Here is a 19,657-nt window from a genome sequence, read left to right on the forward strand (position 1 = left end):
TTGTATTAAGAAAGGAAGTCGAAAAAGTGATTTATCCATATCATCAGTTTACACCTGAGATTCATGAATCGGTCTTTGTCGCAGATAACGTCACCATTACTGGTGATGTCACGATTGGAGAATATTCGAGCGTGTGGTTTCAAACCGTCATCAGAGGCGATGTCGCTCCTGTGAGAATTGGAAAAAACGTCAATATTCAAGATTTATCCTGTCTGCATCAAAGTCCTGGAAAAACACTTCTTATAGAAGATGGTGCTACCATTGGACACCAAGTCACATTACATAGCTCAATCATTCGAAAAAATGCCCTCATTGGTATGGGGTCCATCATTCTCGATGGTGCAGAAATTGGCGAAGGTGCCTTTATCGGTGCAGGTAGTCTTGTCCCTCAAGGAAAGGTTATTCCAAAAGGATCACTCGCTTTTGGCCGTCCAGCCAAGGTCGTCCGTCAGTTAACAGATGAAGATATCCAAGACATGGACAGAATCCGTAGAGAATATGTAGAAAAAGGACAATACTATCGTTCCCTTTTATCCCGTTAACATCATACGTGTATCTTCACTTTATCATGTTTTTTTCAGGATATTAAGCAATAACTATGAACCGCTTGTTATTTTACCCTTTTCCACTGCTTTCTATCATGACAAAAAAGGTTTTCAGCACAAAGCTGAAAACCTTTTTTCATTAACTAAAGATGACTTCTTTCGGTTGATGATTCAACTGCTCTGGATCAATGCTGCGCTCCACATAAATGCTGTGCCAGATCATAAAGATGAGGACGGTCCAAATCTTACGGCTATGATCTGCTTTGCCAGCACAATGCTCATTTAATAAATCAAGCACATATTGCTTGTTAATGTATTCATCTGTTTGACTGTTTTTGATGATGTCTTTCGCCCAAGCATTCATCTCATTTTTCAGCCAATGACGAATTGGCACAGGGAAACCAAGCTTTTTACGGTTTAACACATGGTCAGGCACAATGCCTTCTGCTGCTTTACGCAATAAATATTTCGTTGTGCCATCTTTTGTTTTCAGCTCTTCTGGAATTTTAGAAGCCGCTTCAAAAACGACCTTATCAAGGAATGGAACACGAAGCTCAAGAGAATTCGCCATCGTCATCTTGTCTGCTTTCAGTAAGATGTCTCCGCGCATCCACGTATGAATATCAACATATTGCATTTTGTTAATATCACTATAGCCTGCGCTTTCCTCGAAGTATGTCTTCGTTACGTCACGATACGTGATGCTTGGATCATAATGTTTTAAGAGGTTTTTCTTCACTGGCTCTTCAAAGATTTTCGCATTACCGATATAACGTTCCTCTAATGGCGTACAGCCGCGAACGATAAAGCTCTTCCCTTTCATTCCTTCTGGCATTAATCGCGCCAGACGAAGAAGAAGCTTTTTCAGCATAGATGGTACAGATTCAAATGGTTTAAGAGAAAGAGGCTCACGGTAAATATTATATCCGCCGAACAGCTCGTCCGCTCCCTCACCTGAAAGAACAACCGTCACTTGTTTCTTCGCTTCTTTTGCCACAAAATACAATGGAATCGCCGCCGGATCAGCTAAAGGATCGTCTAAATGCCAGACAATCTTCGGAAGCTCGTTCATATATTCCTCTGGAGAAATAACGGCACTGAAGTTTTGTAAGCCTAGCTTATCAGCTGTTTCCTTCGCGACATCGACTTCACTAAAGCCATCCTGCTGGAAGCCAACAGAGAATGTCTTCAGCTCAGGGTGTAATTCCTTTGCGACAGACACGATGAAGGAAGAATCAATACCACCTGATAGGAATGAACCAACAGGTACATCACTTCTCATGTGAACTTTCACAGAATCATAGATTGCATCGCGTACTTCTTCTATTAATTTCTGTTCTTGTGTTTGTTCAGGCTTGAATTGAACCTTCCAGTATGTCTTAAATTCGATCTCCTGTCCTGGGCGTAAAATAAACTGATGACCAGGCTCAACTTTGTGCACCTTTTGATCAAGTGTATTTGGCTCAGGAACGAACTGGAACGACATGTACTGCTGCAATGAAGTCTCATCAAATAAAATGTTCTCGTTCACAGCCATCAAGCTTTTGCGTTCAGACGCAAAGTACACTTGCTCATCCATTTGTGTAAAATAAAGCGGTTTGATGCCAAAAGGATCTCTCGCGCCATATAATTGCTGCGCTTCTTTATCCCAAATTAAAAATGCAAACATGCCGCGAAGTTTAGAAGCCGCCTCTTCTTTATAATGACGGTATGTGGCAAGCAGTACTTCCGTATCAGAATCTGTGCTGAACGTATAGCCCTTTTTCACAAGCTCTTCCTTCAGCTCCACATAGTTATAAATTTCTCCGTTGAAAATAATCCAATACTTTTCATCTTCATAAGAAAGCGGCTGCTTTCCGTGCTCAACATCTATAATACTTAAACGTCTAAATCCAAATCCTACATGCTCGTCATGAAAGTAACCCTCATCATCGGGACCACGGTGAACGATGAGACGATTCATTTGTTTAATTAACTCTTCCTGCTCAGTAGTTTCGGACAATGGACGGTGATTAAATACACCAACAAACCCACACATATTATTGCCTCCACGTTATGTTATTTCTTAAAAGTAGACCTATAATTAGACAGTATTTTGTCCGATTTTGTTTCACATTTTTTCACTTTTTGTAGAATTTTTTTTAATCAAAAGGAAAACCGCTTAAAATAAGCGGTTTTCTATGTTGTTATTGTCCTAATGCTTCTTTACGAAGTGTATCGGCTTTATCCGTTTTTTCCCACGGAAGATCTAAATCATGACGGCCGAAATGTCCGTATGCAGCTGTTTGTTTATAGATCGGACGACGCAGGTCAAGCATTTTAATAATGCCAGCTGGACGAAGATCAAAGTTCGCACGAACCACTTCAATTAATTTTTCTTCAGAAGCTTTTCCTGTTCCGAATGTATCAATTGAAATCGATACAGGCTGCGCAACACCAATTGCATAAGCAAGTTGTACTTCACAAGAATCTGCAAGACCGGCAGCTACAATGTTTTTCGCTACGTAACGAGCAGCGTATGCCGCAGAACGGTCAACCTTTGTTGCGTCCTTCCCAGAGAAAGCACCGCCGCCATGACGAGCGTACCCGCCATACGTATCAACGATGATTTTACGTCCAGTTAAACCAGCATCTCCTTGAGGTCCGCCGATGACGAAACGGCCTGTTGGGTTAATAAAGTATTTTGTCTCTTCGTCAATGAGTTCGCTTGGAACCACAGGGCGGATGACATGCTCTTTTAAGTCGCTTTGAATTTGTTCAAGCGTCACTTCTGGTGCATGCTGCGTAGAAATAACCACTGTGTCAATACGAACAGGTTTATTTTGCTCATCATATTCTACTGTTACTTGTGTTTTTCCGTCTGGACGAAGATAGGCAAGTGTTTGATCCTTGCGTACTTCTGTTAAACGGAGAGATAATTTATGCGCTAGTGAAATCGGCAGCGGCATAAGCTCTTCGGTTTCGTTGTTGGCAAAACCAAACATCAATCCTTGGTCACCTGCACCGATCGCATCAAGTTCTTCTTCAGTCATTGTTCCTTCACGTGCTTCAAGCGCTTTGTCTACACCTTGCGCAATATCAGCAGACTGTTCATCAATGGATGTGAGCACTGCACATGTTTCCGCATCAAAACCATATTTCGCTCGTGTGTAGCCAATTTCCTTAATCGTGTCACGCACCGTCTTTGGAATATCGACATAAGTAGACGTTGTAATTTCTCCGCTTACTAATACGAGACCCGTTGTAACAGAAGTTTCACAGGCAACACGTGCATTTGGATCTTTCTTTAAAATTTCATCCAAAATGCTGTCTGAAATTTGATCACAGATTTTATCCGGATGTCCTTCTGTTACTGATTCTGAAGTAAATAAACGACGATTTTGACTCATAATGGCTATTTCCTCCTGTACAAGACCACATCATCCCAAGATGAGGCCTCCAATATGATACGGAACTCGTTCCCTCTTATATTTGAAAACGTTTCTATTAGAGATGTTATTGGCAATTTGTTCATATGATATCCCAAAAATAAAAAAACCATTTCCTTCATTGCGAGGAAAGGGTCTGAGATCGCATGCCTTTCACTCTTATCGCTCAAGGTGTTCTTGTACCTTGCATCAGGTTAGCACCTTGGTTTCTCAGCATATTCATGCCTTTTTCATAAGAAACCGGTTGCTGGGCTTCATCGGGCCTGTCCCTCCACCAACTCGGGATAAGAGTATCCGTTCAATAAGATATCTTATCTCAAACCCTTGCATCATGTCAATGCTTCATCAGAATTATCTCCCCTCTTTTTTCACCTCACACTTAGCATCACCAAAAAGCATATTTTCATAGCAGAAATGAAAAAACACACACAAAAACATTTAAATAGTATAGACTATTATTATGAATGTGTTATACTAATCAAAACAAACAAATTCAACGGTAAAGGAAGGGTTTTTTTTATGAACTCAGTGGATTTAAAAGAAGATTTGCAGTCATTGCTCTCATTAGAAAATACGCACCAAAATTTATCTGTTCCGAAACTTGTTGAAAAGATTTTGGCACGTGATGAAGGCGTTTTAACATCAACAGGAGCGGTCCGCGCTACAACTGGTGCCTACACAGGACGTTCACCTAAAGATAAATTTATCGTCAAAGAAGAAAGCTCTGAACATAAAATTGATTGGGGTCAAGTCAACCAGCCGATCTCTAAAGAAGCATTTGACCGTTTATATACAAAGGTTGTGTCATACTTAAAAGAACGTGATGAACTTTTCGTCTTTGAAGGATTTGCCGGCGCTGATGAAAGATACCGTATGCCAATTACAGTGGTAAACGAATTTGCATGGCACAATCTCTTTGCAAAGCAGCTATTCATCAGACCTGACGGATCAACACCTTCTTCAAACGAAAAACCATTCACCATCTTATCTGCACCGCATTTTAAAGCAGATCCTGAAACAGATGGCACAAACTCTGAAACGTTTATTATCGTTTCTTTTGAAAAACGCACCATTCTGATCGGTGGTACAGAATATGCAGGAGAGATGAAAAAGTCCATTTTCTCTGTCATGAATTACCTGCTTCCTGAGCAAGATATTTTATCCATGCACTGCTCAGCAAACGTCGGTCAAGAAGGCGATGTCGCATTATTCTTCGGCCTTTCAGGTACTGGGAAAACGACGCTTTCTGCAAGTGCAAGCCGCAAGCTGATCGGTGACGATGAACACGGCTGGTCTGGCTCAGGAGTCTTCAATATTGAGGGCGGATGCTATGCGAAATGTGTGAACTTAAGCGAAGAAAAAGAACCGCAAATCTACAAAGCCATCAGCTTCGGATCAGTTCTTGAAAATGTTGTGCTTGATGAAGAAACACGTGAAGCGGATTATGATGACACATTCTTCACTGAAAACACACGCGCTGCTTACCCAATCGAAATGATTGATAACATCGTGAAGCCAAGTATCGCAGGACACCCATCTGCCATTGTCTTCTTAACAGCTGATGCATTTGGCGTTTTACCTCCAATCAGCCGTTTAACAAAAGAACAGGCGATGTACCATTTCTTGAGCGGTTACACAAGTAAATTAGCAGGAACTGAACGCGGTGTCACATCACCAGAAACGACATTCTCTACTTGCTTCGGTTCACCGTTCTTGCCGCTTCCAGCTCACGTCTATGCTGAAATGCTTGGCAAGAAAATTGATGAGCACGGCGCAAAAGTATTCCTTGTGAATACAGGCTGGACTGGCGGAGGCTATGGTACAGGCAAACGCATGAACCTAGCGCATACAAGAGCAATGGTGCAAGCAGCGATCGAAGGCGATCTCGACAACGCCGAAATGATCACTGACGACATCTTTGGATTACACATCCCGCTTCATATTCCTGGCGTACCAGATGAAGTGCTTCAACCTTCTAAAACATGGGATGACCAAGAGGCTTATCAAGAAAAAGCACACTTCCTTGCCAATGAATTTAAAAAGAACTTCCAAAAATTCAGCCACGCAGCAAGTGACATTGAAGCCAAAGGCGGACCACTCGTATAATCAAATGACAAAAGCTGAGGGGAATCATTCCCTCAGCTTTTTTTGTTAGTTCGTTGAATGTAATGACACGAGACGGTAAGTTACCTTTGTCACATTGTCTGTCAGCTCCAGCTTTTCAACGTGTGCTGTCCCTGTTTTTTCTCCATCTTTCGTTTTACGTACCTCAAGCGGAATATTTAATGGATAAATGCGGTACCCTTCCTTCATGAGCTCAAATACATTCTCTTCAATTCTTGTCTCTTTTCCCTTCGTGACAATCATTGTATTAAATTCAACAGGCATTCCCATATTGAAAATCCCCCTACTTTCTAAATTTCGTTATACTGCTTATTTTACCACATTTCCGCTTTTCCGGCTGTGCATCCACGTCGTCAGCCTTCTGACAATTTCCCGATTATGCTGCGGCGGGAAATAATGGTTGTATCCGTGAAAATACCAAGTCTCCACTGACTTTCCGTGCTGGCGCAGCGCATCTTCTAGTAAATACGCATGCTCAATCGATACATTCTGATCCTCTTCTCCGTGGATGATGAGAACAGGCGCTTCAATTTTGTCCACATCATTTAAAGGCGTTCTGTCCTCATAGGCCTCTGGCACCTTGTGCGGGGGACCGCCAATCACACGCTTCATCATTCTTCTCATATCCACACGCTCTTCGTAGGTGAGCTTCATATCACTGACGCCTCCCCATGTCACAAAGGAAGCCGCCTCTTGTTTCATTTCAACAGCGGTCCAAATGCCCATAATCCCTCCGCGCGAAAAACCAAAGATATGAATACGATCCTGCTTCACCTTTTTGTGGTGCTTTAACAATTGAAAGGCAGCAAAAGCATCTTTCCGGTCCTCTCCGGCAAAATCTTCGTTCCCTTCGCCTCCCTGATTTCCTCGGTAAAAGGGAGCAAATACGACAAAGCCCTGCGCTGCAAATTGCACAATCCGGCCTGGTCTCACCATCCCCACATTTTTAATGCCGCCTCGTAAATACAAAAAGCCGTCATAGAGACCTTCTCCGGCCGGTTCAGCGAGCAGTCCTTTGATCCGAAGCCCATCTGCCTCATAGGTCACTGTAAATAAGTGAATATGCGGATGGGGGGACGGAAACCTTCTTTTTTCCACAATCACTTGATTTCTCTCCTTTTCATCTGTTCTTACATCAAATGCTTCATGATCGCTTCTGCGACGAGCTGGCCTGATTTTGTCACCATCGGCGTGCCGCCGCCTGGATGACTTGTTCCTCCAACAAACCAAAGCCCTTCAATGTCCTTTGACTGATTATTGATTCGGAAGAACGCCTGCTTGAACGAGTTGGAAGACATGCCATAAATGGCGCCATGATATGCTCCTGTTTTCTGCTGCAGATCAAGCGGAGTTTGAAACGCTTCATATTCGGCAACCTTTTCAAATGCTGCCGATACGTCTCCTTTAGCATGTCCCAATCTTGCTCTTTTGTCACATAAGGCGCATTCGCCAGTACAAAAAGGTTGCTTCTTCCCGGTCCTCCGCTTAAAGCTGGTTCTGAATGACCTGAATAACATATGTAAAGCGTTGGATCCTGAGACAGTTGTTTTTTCTGAAAAATATCTTTGAATTCTTGCTCATAATTCTCTGGGAAAAACACATTGTGATGGGACAGCTGTTCATAGACTTTAGGTACACCTAATAAGAGAACAAAGCCAGATAATGACGGTTCAATATTAGCCAGCTTTTGATTTAAAAAGCTTGGACGGTCTTTTTCATCAATCAGATGGCGGTAAACAGTCAGCGCGTCCGCCCCTGCAATGACTTGATCTGCTTCATACATCTGGTGAGCCGTCTCTACTCCTTTGATTCGCCGGTCCTTCACAAGAATCTTGTTGACTTGTTCATTGAGGTGAATCTGTACGCCTAATTCCTTTGCCAAAGTCTCAAATGCTTCAACTAAACGATATGTACCGCCCTTTATTCCATAAATCCCTTTCTCCCCTTCTAAATACGCCATCATATTAAATATAGCCGGTGCCTCATAGGGAGAAGAGCCGATGTATGTAGCATACCGTCCAAACATCGCCAATGTATGCGGATGACGGAAATATTGACGCAGCAGGCGTTGAACGGTTGTAAACGGTTTGACAAAGAGAAGTGCTTTCATGAGCTTTACATCCGCCTTATCCTTCCACGTCAATAACAAACGATTTAAAAACTGCTCCTCAGCCTTTTGAAAAAACATCTTTGATTCCTGTAAAAATGCACGGTATTGCTTCGCATCTTCAGGACTGAATGCTGCAATTTGAGATTCCATTTGCTCAAAATTGGGCGTAAATTCGACCGTATGTCCATCTGAAAAAACGTTTTTGGTCAGAGGAGAAATCGGATAAAATGTGACATAATCCTCCATCCGTCTATGACAGGAAGCAAACACTTCCTCGAAGTATGACTTCATTGTAATGGTACTCGGTCCTAGATCAAAAGAGTAGCCAGCTCCCTGATGGCGCTGCAATTTCCCGCCTAAAGCTGCTTCTTTTTCTAATATGGTGACCTGAACCCCGCGTGACTGTAAGCGGATCGCTGCTGATAATCCGCCAAGCCCGCCTCCGATGATGATCACTTTTTTCATTCGTACCTTCTCCCTTTCCATTCATACCCTTCTTTTTTCAGCCCGATTTTCATAGAAGCAAAGCCAATGGCGATCAAACTTAATATGCTGACCGGCAATAAAAAGGCCATTGCAGATGTTCTCCCGTTCTCGATATCAATTGCCGCTTTGATCGACACACCCAGCCCGTAGCAAAGAATGGCTAAGCATATACTGAGCACATCCAGCTGCAGCAAAGCCATCATCAAACAAATGACAGGAGCTAAATAAAGCATGGTGTTCATAGGCCCCGAATGGAAACTCCGTTGTGATACCTACCCACTCAACCGTAAATGTAAGCACCCCAACAATGGCTGCCCTTTTGATCACATGCCCCCATGAGCCATAAATATGCCGCCCAATCTCTATGACGCAGCAGGCATACAGCACAAGAAAGATTCCATTTGCAAACTGAAGCCATGCTGGCACTTCAAAAAAGACCATTAAGATAAGACCTACTAAATACCATCCAACAAATACCCAACTCACTTTATACACGAAACCGCTCCTTTATTTCTGCCAATTTCAAGAAAGCATTCATTCCCCTAGTATAGAAAAAAAGACGCGTTCTATAAATAAACAATGCGCTTCTTATTTTCATCTAGGCACTCACCAAAAATCCCTTTTCACATACTTTAATAGTGATCTAGAACAAAGGAGGCGAATTACTCTTGAATCGTTCCATCAAAGTCAGACTGGCATTCATCGTCGTGGTCCTGCTCTTTATTCCATTTGTCGCCTGTAAAAAAGAACAAGAGCAGACCGTACAAGTAGCCGAGGTGACCCATTCGGTCTTTTATGCTCCGCTATATGTCGCCTTATCAGAGGATTTCTTCAAAGAAGAAGGCTTGGAGGTTGAACTGAAAACCACTTGGGGCGGTGATAAAACGATGACAGCTCTCTTATCAGGCGGTGCTGATATCGCCCTGACCGGGTCTGAATCCTCTATCTATGTAGAGGCTCAAGACACAAAGGACTCTGTCATGAACTTTGCACAGCTGACACAAACAGACGGCACATTTCTTGTTTCAAGGGAGGAAATAAACCAATTCTCTTGGGATCAATTAAAAGGAAAAGACTTCTTAGGACAGCGGAAAGGCGGCATGCCGCAAATGGTCGGTGAATATGTCTTGAAAAAGGAAGGCATTGATTTAAAAAAGGATCTTCGCATGATTCAAAATATTGATTTTGCCAACATTTCAGGTGCGTTCTCCTCTGGAACTGGCGATTTTGTGCAGTTATTCGAACCGACCGCTTCCTTACTTGAAAAAGAAGGTAAAGGGTACATTACCGCCTCCTTTGGAGAAGCTTCTGGCAAGGTGCCATATACTACCTTCATGGCAAAGAAGAGTTACTTAGAGGAAAACAAAGAGACAGCTGAAGCCTTCACCCGTGCCATTTACAAAGCGCAGAAATGGGTAAAAGCCAAGCAGCCGGAGGAGACCGCAAAGGCCATTCAATCTCATTTTCCTGATACAGATCTTGATGTCTTATCAACTGCCATCAAACGCTACAAACAGCAAGATTCCTATGCAACAGATCCCCTTCTGAATGAAGAGGAATGGAACAAATTGCAGGAAATCATGAAGGAGAGCGGTGAATTGCCGGAATTTATCCCGTACAAACAACTTGTGGATTCATCCATTGCAAAGAAGGTCACAGATCACAAATAGAATAGGAGGTAGCACATGTCTTTCCTTCAAATTGACCATGTGACCCACACGTACTTCTCTTTAAAAGAAAAAACAACGGCTATACAGCACATCAATATGGAGATAGACCAAGGTGAATTCATCTCATTTATTGGTCCCAGCGGCTGCGGAAAAACCACCTTGCTGTCTATCATCGCAGGCATTACGCCGCCCTCTGAAGGTCGAATTTTAATCGAAGGAAAAGAACCAAATCAAAAGGAGCATCAAATCGGCTATATGCTCCAGCAAGATTATTTGTTTCCTTGGAAAACCATCAAGGAAAATGTGATTCTCGGGTTGAAAATTGCGAAACAAGATTCACATGAGGCCACCTCAGCTGCCCTTGATTTACTGCCAAAGTTTGGACTGCATGAAGTAGAGGAAAAATATCCGAAGGAGCTGTCTGGCGGAATGAGGCAGCGTGCGGCTCTCGCCCGAACGCTTGCAGTTGATCCCGGTCTGCTTTTACTAGATGAGCCATTTTCAGCGCTAGACTACCAAACCAAACTGACATTAGAAGATCTCGTCTTTCACACATTAAAAAACTATCAAAAAACAGCAGTCCTTGTGACACATGACATCGGCGAAGCCATTGCGATGAGTGACCGCATTTTCTTATTCTCAAAGCATCCAGGCTCTATCCAGCGAATCTTTACCGTACCAGACGATATAAGGGCTCTCTCTCCTTTCGAAGCGAGACAGACCCCGCGTTTCCAAGAGCTCTTTCAAACGATTTGGAAGGAGCTGAAAACAGTTGAAACACAGTGACCTTTTACATGAAGCCTATCGCAAAAAATACCGAATGGAAAAACGTATCACACGTATCTATCAGTTCATCATATTCGCCAGCTTCTTTTCGCTTTGGGAGCTTGCCAGTCATTTCAGGCTCATCGATCCGCTGATTTTCAGTTCACCATCTGCGGTCTGCCAATTATTTGTGCAAAAAATATCAGATGGTTCTTTAGTAAATCATATGAGTATTACGTTATTTGAAACGGTGCTCGGTTTTCTACTTGGTACCTTTTGCGGCATTTTGCTCGCTGCCGCCTTATGGTGGTCCACCCGATTAGCAAACGTTCTTGATCCTTATTTAGTCATTTTAAATGCCATGCCGAAAGTTGCCCTTGCCCCCATTTTAATTGTTGCCCTTGGGCCTGGTATGATCAGCATCGTTGCGATGGGTGCGATCATTAGTGTGATTATTACAACGATCGTCATTTACACTGCCTTTCAAGAGGTCGATGAGAATTATTTAAAGGTGATGAAAACCTTTGGCGCGAAAAAAGGCGTCGTCTTTCGTGAGGTCATGTTGCCAGCCAGTATTCCAACGATGATTTCTGCCATCAAAGTCAATGTCGGTCTTTCTTGGGTTGGGGTCATTGTAGGGGAATTTCTTGTATCCTCAAAAGGGCTCGGCTACATGATCATTTACGGCTTTCAAGTCTTCAACTTTACACTCGTGTTCTTAAGTCTTTTCATTATTGCTGTGTTTGCTACCATCATGTACCAGCTTGTGGAATGGCTCGAACGCCGTTTTCTCCAAAAATAAAAAAAGCACAGGGATGGTCTCCCTGCGCTTTTTTTAACGAATCAAACCGTTCTTTTCTAAATAAGCAAGACTTTGTCTTAGCACATCATCTTTCATAATAAAACTGAAATTCTTATTTTTTGCGATAGATCTTGGCAAGTCTGCGAAAAGAACAGGTCCTTTCGTTTCAAAATACGTGTCCTGCTTCACTAGCCTTTCAATATCAGCGAAATAAATATTCTTTACGATGACCTTTTCTCTGCCTAGCACCTGATATTGGCCAATATACGTTAATTCACGAACAACAGCACCCGTCTCTTCTTGAATCTCACGTATAGCGGCTTGGTCTGCTTCTTCATTTGGCTCAACTTTCCCTCCTGGAAACTCATAGCCCCGATCCTCATGTTCAGTGAGCAGCCATTTTCCCTGGTAGCGGCAGATGGCCCAAACATGCTTTGGATGACTTGAAAAAGGCTTCTCTTCAAAGGAGAGCTTGACCGTATTATGATAATAGTCTTTAAATACATGCATGTGAAATCCCTCATATCCTGTCCTTGCTTCTTGTAAAACATCATACCACAGATCACATTTCTCTGAAGAATTTTTATCAAAAGTGAAACAAACGAGTGGTTTCATCTCGTCTGTATTTAAAATGAGGTTATTGTTGCTAAAACCTTTTTATCATCTCCAACTTCATCCAATTTTAATCATGAAACCTTTTATCCCTTGATGACGTAAATCAATAAGGGTTTGTCCTATCACGACGAGGAGGAAAACAGCATGAGTATAACAAATGGGTCAAAACAAGAGAAAGATCAAGCGCTTCCGCTCAGGAAAAATGAGAAAGAAGACGCACCTCATGAGGTGATCAAGAAACACCTCATCAAAGGACAAAAGCTAGATTTAACAAAAGACAATCCAAATATCGACCAAATTCATATCGGGCTTGGCTGGGATCTGGCTGGCCAGCCAATTGATTTAGATACGCAAGTGTTTCTCTTAAATGAAGAGGACAAGCTGTTGTCTCCAAGCCATCTGATCTATTATCATCAGCAGCAAAGCTTAGACGGGGCTGTTCGTCATCTTGGTGATCATCAATTTGGCGGCGGGTATCGAGACAATGAAATGATCATTATGCAATTAAGCAGAGTCTCACCTGATATTCATAAAATCGTCGTAACAGCCACAATACATGATGCACACGAGCGCAAGCATCATTTTGGACAAGTGACCAACGCCTACGTGCATCTTACTGATCAAATCTCGCAACAAGAGATTTGTACCTTTCAATTAACAGAAGATTATTCGTATTGTACCTCCATCATTTGCGCTGAACTCATAAGAGATGAGGACGAATGGGAAATTATCGCGACTGGGCAAGGAACTACGCTAGATTTAAATGACTTATGCCGCATCTACGGATTCACATCTTGACGCAGGAAAGGAGCCGGCACCAATGGGATTTCATTTCAACACGATAGAAGAACTCACTTTACAAGCAGAAGGCAGCGGAATCTTTTTTGCGAAAAAAGGCGCAATGATTGCCGATCAAGGAACGTTTCAATACCGCAAACGACTACTCGGGACAAATAAAGGAAATATGGTCAGTCAAGTATTTAACCACATCAGCAGAAAATTGACAGGTGAAAACCTTGAGGTGATGGAAGTGAGTGGACAAGGTACTTGTTATTTAGCTGATTCCAGCGAGCACGTGACAGTGATTAATCTTGAGCCGAGCGGTCCTTGGCAGCATGTAAGTGTAGAAAGTGAAGATCTACTTGCCTTTACTGAGGAGTGTCATTACGGCGTGACACCAGTAGGCGTTGGTATTTTATCACAGAAAGGACTGTTTACATCAAAGCTCTCCTATCAAGGCCACGGAGCGCAGGTCGCCATTAAAACGAATGGAAACCCGCTCATTTTAAAAGCCCCCTGCCGTGTAGATCCTGACGCCATTGTCGCTTGGACAGGCAAAGCACCGAAGGTCAAATTAGATGTGAACTGGAAAACCTTCATTGGACAAACATCTGGTGAATCCTACTTATTTGAGTTTCAAGAACAAGGCCAAATTGTCATTATCCAGCCATCTGAGCGCACATCTGGCTTACGGGTTGATTTAGATGATAACCGCTACAAGCCTCAAATCCAGAGCTCTTCTCATGATTTCACTAATTCACAGACATCACAGCAAGAGAATAAAGGCGGGCTTAGTGACCTGATCGGAGGCATCTTACAACCGCGAAAATAAAGCATGTAGAAAATCTCTACATGCTTTTTCAATTCATTAATCCATTTGTTTCAATAAAGTTCTTTGTCTCTTCATTCCCGAGCTCATAAATCATTGAGTAAATCTCTTGTCTTTTTCGATCCATTTCATCATTCGGACTGTCATAATGATATTCAAGAAACGGAACATGCGCTCGAAAGAAACCTTTCCAATCTGTCATATACTGTTCATCGAAATAGTCTCTCAGCTGCAAAATTTGATCATCATCTGCTTCTATTTGAAATTGCCAAGCCGCCGCATCTCTATGCTGCGATATCGACCCATCCTGTACAGATACATAATATGTGTGTCTCGCCATCTGATTCATCCTTTTTCCTTTAGTATGACCAGATATGAAGAAATTACGGCTTTTTGCGCAATTTATTTTTCAACATGTCCAACACATCAATAAACAACTGTGGAATGGGAATTCCGAGGGCATTGGCTGTCGAGACGATTTGGTAAGATTCATAAATAATATAAAAGATGATCGCTAAATCCTTAATCATCCCATTTGTCTTCAGCATGACATCGAAGAAATGCGCCATCGATATTAAGGAGACCGTCACAATCTTTCGAACAAGCCGTGTAAAAAAACGTTTCATTGTGAGCTGCCCAGTCAAAGATTCTCTTAGGCTTGAACAAATTAATTCAATGGCCATCAATGTTACTAATATCATCAGTAAATATCCTGCTCCACCAAACAGAAAGCCCATCGCTGACAAACTGACTGTAAACAACGAAAAGATGCCTAAATCCTTGCTCACTTGGCATCAACATCCTTTCATAGTGGAACTCCTTACCTCAATAGTATATGCCGGATCCTCGCAATAGCTTGGACGACAAAAAATAAAGGCGTCGTCTTTTAAATCGGACAGAGTGATGACAAGAAAAAAAGCCGCCTTGTGCGGCGGCTTCCATTCTTAGACTCTGACATCAATAAAGCGAGCGTCTGAATCCTTTGGCTGAACAGCTTGAGGCTGCTGCTGAACTTGATCCAGCATGACCATGGCTTGTGCTGTATTCGTAGCAAGCTGCGAATTCAACAAACTAATATTGAGTGTTCTTTGAATGCTCGCGACTTGCTGACTCATCATTCCTGCAATGGAAGACATCTTCTCCCCTCCCTTCTCTTTTCTCTTCGGCTGAAAGCCCTATGATTTCAATGGGCTGTCTGTCACAAATCCATCAAAAAAGAATGCCGATCTTATGATCGACATTCCTTTCACATTCGTATTATCCTAAAAATGCTTTAAGCATCCAGTTGTGTTTCTCAATAGATTGATGTATCGCAAGCAGCATATCACCTGTTGTTTCATCGCCAACTTCTCCAGCCAGCTCCATTCCTTGCTTTAATTCCTCTGCGATATTGGAGAAATCATCATATAGATTTTTCACCATTTGCTCCGCTGATTCATTGCCTTCAGCTTCTTGAATGCTAGAAATTTCTAAGCATTCTTTCATTGTCGCAACAGGCTGTCCATTTAACGCAAGCATACGCTCAGCCAAATCATCAATGTATGTCGCTGTTTCTGTATAAAGTTCCTCAAATTTCTCATGGAGTGTAAAGAAGTCTTTTCCCTTTACGTACCAATGATAGTTATGTAATTTCACGTAAAGCACAGTCCAATCAGCTACTTGTTTATTGACGACGTTTAATAATTTTTCAGACATGTTCATTCCTCCTTATGTAATTGCGTTTAGTATGAGAATACCCTTTTCCTATTATACTGAAACCTGCCATGAATTTCTTCTATTTTGACTGCATGAAATATATGTTAATATGGAAATAAGGAGGGAGTTAGATGCTGTTACTTGGGATTATCAGCTTTATCATTATCTCAATCGTTGTCTTTTTATCACTGTGGACAACATCGAAGGCTTATGAATATAAGCATAAAATCGATTCACCACAGGATGCTGAACCAAACCAACGTCCTAACCCAAAATAAATCGCACTTAATGATGTGAGGTTTCTGCTTCAGTAGATGAACTCTCTTTTTTCACATCACCTACGTGGATGTTCGTCTTCGGCATATTATGCTGCTGTTTAGCTGTCACATGGACTTGTATGATATAAAGGCCATCTTTTTTAAAGGCTGTATGCAATTCATATACACCTTTGTTCTCTTTCTTTGGCTGAATCATCTTGCTGTTATCTTTGTCACCATCTTTCCACACTTCAAATTGAACATCGTCTGCATCATCAACAGGGTTATCACCATATGTGACAGCTGCTTTTACTATAACGCTTTCATTTTTCTCCACTTGCTCAGGTCCTGTAAGCTTCACTTCTAATAGCTCAGGCACCTCCCCTTTGCCGCTATTTGCTGCAGAGTTCCCACATGCACTTAGTAACATGAGCATCAAAATCATTCCCAACATTTTTCGCATCCCGAGTTTCCCCCTTCTTTTACTGACATGTCCATTTTAACAAATATCCCCTATTTTGACATCTCATGATCGAATTCAAAAAACCGGACATCAACATGTCCGGTTTATGATCTATTAACCAAATACTTTTAGAAGCTCTTCTTGATCTTGAGAAAGCCAGAAACGCATCAAACGTTTTGCCCCTTCAAGGTCATGAAGCTTCGCTTGGCCGCATTGCTCTTCGTTTGCAGCAGGAATCTCTGTTACCTCAACTGCATCCTTGAATGTTGCATCAAGAAGTTCAACGATCTCTTTTGGAGTAGGTGCACCACTGACCACTAAATAGTAGCCTGTCTGGCAGCCCATTGGAGAAATATCAATGATATCAAAATGATCGTATTTCTCTGAGTGTGTTCTAATGTTAAACGCAAGTAAATGCTCTAATGTATGAATCGTATCAGGTTTCATCGCCTGCTTGTTAGGCTGACAAAAACGAATATCAAATTTATTTACTTCCCCATCTGATCCCACTTTATGAACGCCACAATGACGAACGTATGGCGCTTTTACAGCATTATGATCAAGTTCAAAGCTTTCAACTGAAGGCATAATCACCACTCCTATAATTGCAATTTCCTATATTATAACATATTTCTCCGACCAGCTTAGTTTATAAAACTTTCCTTCCTTGTCCTTTTTTCTTATACTGTGAAAGACAGACAAGGAGGAACCTCTATGAAACAAATTTTTATCGGCATCATACGCTTTTATCAAAAATGTATTTCCCCTCTTACACCGCCTAGCTGCCGGTTTTACCCAACATGCTCAAACTATGGGCTAGAGGCGATCAAAACGCATGGCGCTTTAAAAGGCGGCTGGCTCACCATCAAACGGATTTTAAAATGTCATCCGCTCCACCCTGGCGGCATCGATCCTGTCCCGCCGAAAAAGGAAAAATAACTTATTTTTCTTCATATCCGTTGACGACTAAGTCAAGCTTGCCTGTTCCAGGATCAATGACAAGACCGTGCACAGGCACATCTGATGGAAGAAGCGGGTGATTTTTTACAACGGACACACTGTCCTTCACGCTCTCTTCAACAGAACTAAAGCTTTTGAGCCACTGTTTAAAGTCGATTCCTGAGTATTCCAGTACTTCAATACGCTTTTCTGGAATACCACGCTCAATGGCTTTGTTTAAAAGTGTTTGACTGTCTATTTTGCTCATACCGCAATCATAATGCCCAATGACATAAACCTCGTCAGCATTTAATTCGTAAACAGCCACTAAAATGCTTCGCATAATACTTCCAAATGGATGAGAAACAAGAGCACCAGCACTTTTAACGATCTTGATATCTCCATTTTTCATGTTCATTGCACGCGGAAGCAGCTCGACAAGTCTTGTATCCATACATGACAGAATGACAGCTTTTTTCTGTGGAAACTTCGTTGTTGTAAATTCTTCGTATTTCTTCTCTTCAATAAACTGTTGATTATATTCGATGATTTCATCTAAAAGTTTCATACGTTTGCCCATTCCTTTATCTTTTTTAAAAATAAATATAGCACAATGTGAGAAATTTCGTCACGTTTTGCAGCGCATTTTTTTAAAGGAAACATCTGCTGATGAAATTTTTTTATTTTCCTCTTTTCAAATCGTAATTATTACGATACAATAACTCAGGACATTAAATCGTAATCATTTCTATCTAATAGATTGAGAGGAGACATTTCTACATGAAAAAAATCTTTTATATTTTAACAGTTGCTTTATTTGCGATCGGTCTTGCCGCTTGCTCAAGCAGTACGGGGACAAATGCTTCAAAAGGAAAGGCAGACGGGAAACTAACCATTTACACCACGATCTTCCCGATCCAAGATTTCACTGAAAAAATTGGCGGTTCTCACGTTCATGCGCAAAGTGTGTACCCTGCCAATGCAGATGCACACAGCTTTGAACCAAGTTCAAAAACGATGGTTGAAATGGCTGAAGGTGACGCCTTCATCTACAGCGGTACAGGAGCTGAAGCATTCGCTGATAAAACCGCTTCTACGTTAAAAGACCAAGGCGTGAAAACAGTCAAAGCAGCCGAAGGCATCAAATTGTTATCGACAAAAGAAGAGCATGCACATGAAGAAGGCGAAGACCATGACCACGATCATGAAGGTGAAGATCATGACCATGATGGACACGATCACGGAGATAAAGATCCTCACGCATGGTTAGACCCGGTTTATGCAAAGCAAATGGCGAAAAACATTAAGGACACGCTCGTTTCATTAGATCCAGATCATAAAGACGAATACACAAAAAACTATGAAAAACTTAAAAAAGATTTACAATCGCTAGATCAAGAATTCAACACAACGTTATCTAAAGCAAAACATAAAGAAATCCTTGTTTCTCACGCAGCCTACGGTTATTGGGAAAAGCGCTACGGTATTGAGCAAATCAGTGTATTAGGGTTATCCGCTTCTGAAGAGCCTTCACAAAAGCAGCTCGAAAGCATTGTACAAAAAGCTGAAAAGCATCACATTCAATATGTGATTTTTGAAAACAACGTCAGCAGCAAAGTATCAGATACAATCCGCAGTGAAATTGGGGCAAAAAGCCTCACACTTAAAAATCTAGAATCTATTACTGAAGATGATGCCAAAAATGGCGAAAGCTACATCAGCTTAATGAAACAAAATCTAAAGACCTTAAAAACCGCTTTAAATGATTAATTACTAGAACCCCGGGTGATCATCCGGGGTTCTTTGCTGCAAAAAAGCACACCAATTCAGGGTGTGCTTTTTATTACATTTGATATTTTTTCTTAAACAACTCGGCTCTTCCGCCTTTTTCTCCGAATTTTTGTCGTCCTGTATAAAAAGGATGCGTATCAGAGCTTGTTTCTACTTTAATCACAGGATACGTTTTCCCATCTTCCCATTCTACTGTCTCATTGGATGTCTTTGTCGATTTACTCAAGAAGCGGTAACCGCTGTTTACGTCCATAAATACAACTTCATGTGAGGTTGGATGAATATCTCTTTTCAATGTCAAAACTCCTTTCGTTATCAAAACGTAATGATTACGCTTTACATTTATATTCTACTCCCT

Annotated in this window: 24 protein-coding genes, 1 pseudogene and 1 riboswitch; of the genes and pseudogenes, 10 read left to right on the forward strand and 15 right to left on the reverse strand. The window is 41.7% G+C overall.

Translation table 11 applies throughout. The annotated features are described in order from the left end of the window. Window positions 1–26: 26 nt before the first annotated feature. Window positions 27–542, forward strand: a complete 516-nt coding sequence (locus tag C6348_RS09235) for a gamma carbonic anhydrase (RefSeq protein ID WP_106031925.1) — start codon at window positions 27–29, stop codon at window positions 540–542. Window positions 543–684: 142 nt separating this feature from the next. Here the strand turns inward: C6348_RS09235 and asnB are convergent, their stop codons facing one another. Further along, entirely contained in the window at window positions 685–2,583 is a 1,899-nt protein-coding gene (asnB, locus tag C6348_RS09240; RefSeq protein ID WP_106042728.1) for an asparagine synthase (glutamine-hydrolyzing), read from the reverse strand. A gap of 148 nt (window positions 2,584–2,731) precedes the next feature. Then, window positions 2,732–3,934 carry a methionine adenosyltransferase gene (gene metK, locus C6348_RS09245; RefSeq protein ID WP_066030513.1) on the reverse strand — a complete coding sequence of 401 codons (1,203 nt, stop codon included), beginning with the start codon at window positions 3,932–3,934 and terminating at the stop codon, window positions 2,732–2,734. Window positions 3,935–4,129: 195 nt separating this feature from the next. Beyond that, window positions 4,130–4,264: riboswitch (SAM riboswitch) on the reverse strand. Window positions 4,265–4,492: 228 nt separating this feature from the next. Between metK and pckA the strand changes: the two genes are divergently transcribed. After that, a complete protein-coding gene (gene pckA, locus C6348_RS09250) occupies window positions 4,493–6,079 on the forward strand; it encodes a phosphoenolpyruvate carboxykinase (ATP) (RefSeq protein WP_012010978.1) in 1,587 nt (528 codons plus the stop codon). Window positions 6,080–6,124: 45 nt separating this feature from the next. Here pckA and C6348_RS09255 read toward each other — a convergent pair whose 3' ends face one another. The 4 genes and pseudogenes from C6348_RS09255 to C6348_RS09275 form a co-directional block, all read right to left on the reverse strand. Then, the gene (locus tag C6348_RS09255; RefSeq protein WP_003217584.1) at window positions 6,125–6,367 is read right to left on the reverse strand and encodes a DUF2584 domain-containing protein; all 243 of its coding nucleotides are present in this window, start codon (window positions 6,365–6,367) and stop codon (window positions 6,125–6,127) included. Window positions 6,368–6,406: 39 nt separating this feature from the next. Beyond that, a complete protein-coding gene (locus C6348_RS09260) occupies window positions 6,407–7,201 on the reverse strand; it encodes an alpha/beta hydrolase family protein (RefSeq protein ID WP_034665354.1) in 795 nt (264 codons plus the stop codon). Between the two features lie 26 nt (window positions 7,202–7,227). Further along, a pseudogene (locus C6348_RS09265) lies at window positions 7,228–8,672 on the reverse strand (phytoene desaturase family protein). Between the two features lie 135 nt (window positions 8,673–8,807). Beyond that, on the reverse strand, window positions 8,808–9,188 hold the full coding sequence (locus tag C6348_RS09275) for a hypothetical protein (RefSeq protein WP_223251546.1): 381 nt from the start codon (window positions 9,186–9,188) through the stop codon (window positions 8,808–8,810). Window positions 9,189–9,361: 173 nt separating this feature from the next. On the opposite strand from C6348_RS09275, the gene C6348_RS09280 reads away from it, so the two are divergent. The 3 genes from C6348_RS09280 to C6348_RS09290 are packed head-to-tail and all read left to right on the forward strand — an operon-like array spanning window position 9,362 to window position 11,930. Continuing rightward, window positions 9,362–10,363 (forward strand): ABC transporter substrate-binding protein, encoded by a 1,002-nt coding sequence (locus C6348_RS09280; protein ID WP_095286121.1) that lies wholly within the window; start codon window positions 9,362–9,364, stop codon window positions 10,361–10,363. A gap of 15 nt (window positions 10,364–10,378) precedes the next feature. After that, entirely contained in the window at window positions 10,379–11,149 is a 771-nt protein-coding gene (locus C6348_RS09285; RefSeq protein ID WP_034665342.1) for an ABC transporter ATP-binding protein, read from the forward strand. Window positions 11,150–11,183: 34 nt separating this feature from the next. Continuing rightward, window positions 11,184–11,930 (forward strand): ABC transporter permease, encoded by a 747-nt coding sequence (locus tag C6348_RS09290; protein WP_370876318.1) that lies wholly within the window; start codon window positions 11,184–11,186, stop codon window positions 11,928–11,930. Between the two features lie 33 nt (window positions 11,931–11,963). On the opposite strand, the gene ytkD is transcribed toward C6348_RS09290, so the two are convergent. Continuing rightward, window positions 11,964–12,440 (reverse strand): RNA deprotection pyrophosphohydrolase, encoded by a 477-nt coding sequence (gene ytkD, locus C6348_RS09295; RefSeq protein WP_034665337.1) that lies wholly within the window; start codon window positions 12,438–12,440, stop codon window positions 11,964–11,966. Between the two features lie 249 nt (window positions 12,441–12,689). On the opposite strand from ytkD, the gene C6348_RS09300 reads away from it, so the two are divergent. Continuing rightward, a complete protein-coding gene (locus C6348_RS09300) occupies window positions 12,690–13,343 on the forward strand; it encodes a TerD family protein (protein ID WP_060597067.1) in 654 nt (217 codons plus the stop codon). A gap of 22 nt (window positions 13,344–13,365) precedes the next feature. Then, a complete protein-coding gene (locus C6348_RS09305; protein ID WP_106042731.1) occupies window positions 13,366–14,157 on the forward strand; it encodes an AIM24 family protein in 792 nt (263 codons plus the stop codon). Window positions 14,158–14,185: 28 nt separating this feature from the next. Here C6348_RS09305 and C6348_RS09310 read toward each other — a convergent pair whose 3' ends face one another. The 4 genes from C6348_RS09310 to C6348_RS09325 form a co-directional block, all read right to left on the reverse strand. After that, the gene (locus tag C6348_RS09310; protein ID WP_034665329.1) at window positions 14,186–14,494 is read right to left on the reverse strand and encodes a hypothetical protein; all 309 of its coding nucleotides are present in this window, start codon (window positions 14,492–14,494) and stop codon (window positions 14,186–14,188) included. Between the two features lie 43 nt (window positions 14,495–14,537). After that, window positions 14,538–14,942: a phage holin family protein gene (locus C6348_RS09315; protein WP_060597096.1), complete on the reverse strand. Its 405-nt coding sequence runs from the start codon at window positions 14,940–14,942 to the stop codon at window positions 14,538–14,540. A gap of 156 nt (window positions 14,943–15,098) precedes the next feature. Further along, on the reverse strand, window positions 15,099–15,290 hold the full coding sequence (locus tag C6348_RS09320; protein WP_034665322.1) for a hypothetical protein: 192 nt from the start codon (window positions 15,288–15,290) through the stop codon (window positions 15,099–15,101). Window positions 15,291–15,411: 121 nt separating this feature from the next. Next, the gene (locus tag C6348_RS09325) at window positions 15,412–15,849 is read right to left on the reverse strand and encodes a Dps family protein (protein ID WP_003217576.1); all 438 of its coding nucleotides are present in this window, start codon (window positions 15,847–15,849) and stop codon (window positions 15,412–15,414) included. A 131-nt stretch (window positions 15,850–15,980) separates the two neighbouring features. On the opposite strand from C6348_RS09325, the gene ytzI reads away from it, so the two are divergent. Then, the gene (gene ytzI, locus C6348_RS09330) at window positions 15,981–16,127 is read left to right on the forward strand and encodes a YtzI protein (RefSeq protein WP_034665318.1); all 147 of its coding nucleotides are present in this window, start codon (window positions 15,981–15,983) and stop codon (window positions 16,125–16,127) included. Window positions 16,128–16,134: 7 nt separating this feature from the next. Here ytzI and C6348_RS09335 read toward each other — a convergent pair whose 3' ends face one another. Both C6348_RS09335 and C6348_RS09340 read right to left on the reverse strand, forming a co-directional pair. Beyond that, window positions 16,135–16,569: a FixH family protein gene (locus tag C6348_RS09335; RefSeq protein WP_106042733.1), complete on the reverse strand. Its 435-nt coding sequence runs from the start codon at window positions 16,567–16,569 to the stop codon at window positions 16,135–16,137. 114 nt (window positions 16,570–16,683) lie between these two features. Further along, entirely contained in the window at window positions 16,684–17,157 is a 474-nt protein-coding gene (locus C6348_RS09340) for an S-ribosylhomocysteine lyase (protein WP_003217624.1), read from the reverse strand. Window positions 17,158–17,283: 126 nt separating this feature from the next. Here C6348_RS09340 and yidD point away from each other — a divergent pair, with 126 nt between their 5' ends. Continuing rightward, the gene (yidD, locus tag C6348_RS09345; RefSeq protein ID WP_003217666.1) at window positions 17,284–17,508 is read left to right on the forward strand and encodes a membrane protein insertion efficiency factor YidD; all 225 of its coding nucleotides are present in this window, start codon (window positions 17,284–17,286) and stop codon (window positions 17,506–17,508) included. Window position 17,509: 1 nt separating this feature from the next. Here the strand turns inward: yidD and C6348_RS09350 are convergent, their stop codons facing one another. Then, window positions 17,510–18,076: a beta-class carbonic anhydrase gene (locus C6348_RS09350; RefSeq protein WP_106042735.1), complete on the reverse strand. Its 567-nt coding sequence runs from the start codon at window positions 18,074–18,076 to the stop codon at window positions 17,510–17,512. Window positions 18,077–18,288: 212 nt separating this feature from the next. Here C6348_RS09350 and C6348_RS09355 point away from each other — a divergent pair, with 212 nt between their 5' ends. Further along, window positions 18,289–19,278 carry a metal ABC transporter solute-binding protein, Zn/Mn family gene (locus C6348_RS09355; protein ID WP_106042737.1) on the forward strand — a complete coding sequence of 330 codons (990 nt, stop codon included), beginning with the start codon at window positions 18,289–18,291 and terminating at the stop codon, window positions 19,276–19,278. 73 nt (window positions 19,279–19,351) lie between these two features. On the opposite strand, the gene C6348_RS09360 is transcribed toward C6348_RS09355, so the two are convergent. Then, window positions 19,352–19,594, reverse strand: coding sequence for a type B 50S ribosomal protein L31 (locus tag C6348_RS09360; RefSeq protein ID WP_034665302.1), 243 nt, complete (start codon window positions 19,592–19,594; stop codon window positions 19,352–19,354). Window positions 19,595–19,657: the final 63 nt, after the last annotated feature.

Source organism: Bacillus sp. YBWC18 (assembly GCF_002998775.1).
In the GTDB taxonomy this organism is placed as follows: Bacteria; Bacillota; Bacilli; order Bacillales; family Bacillaceae; genus Bacillus.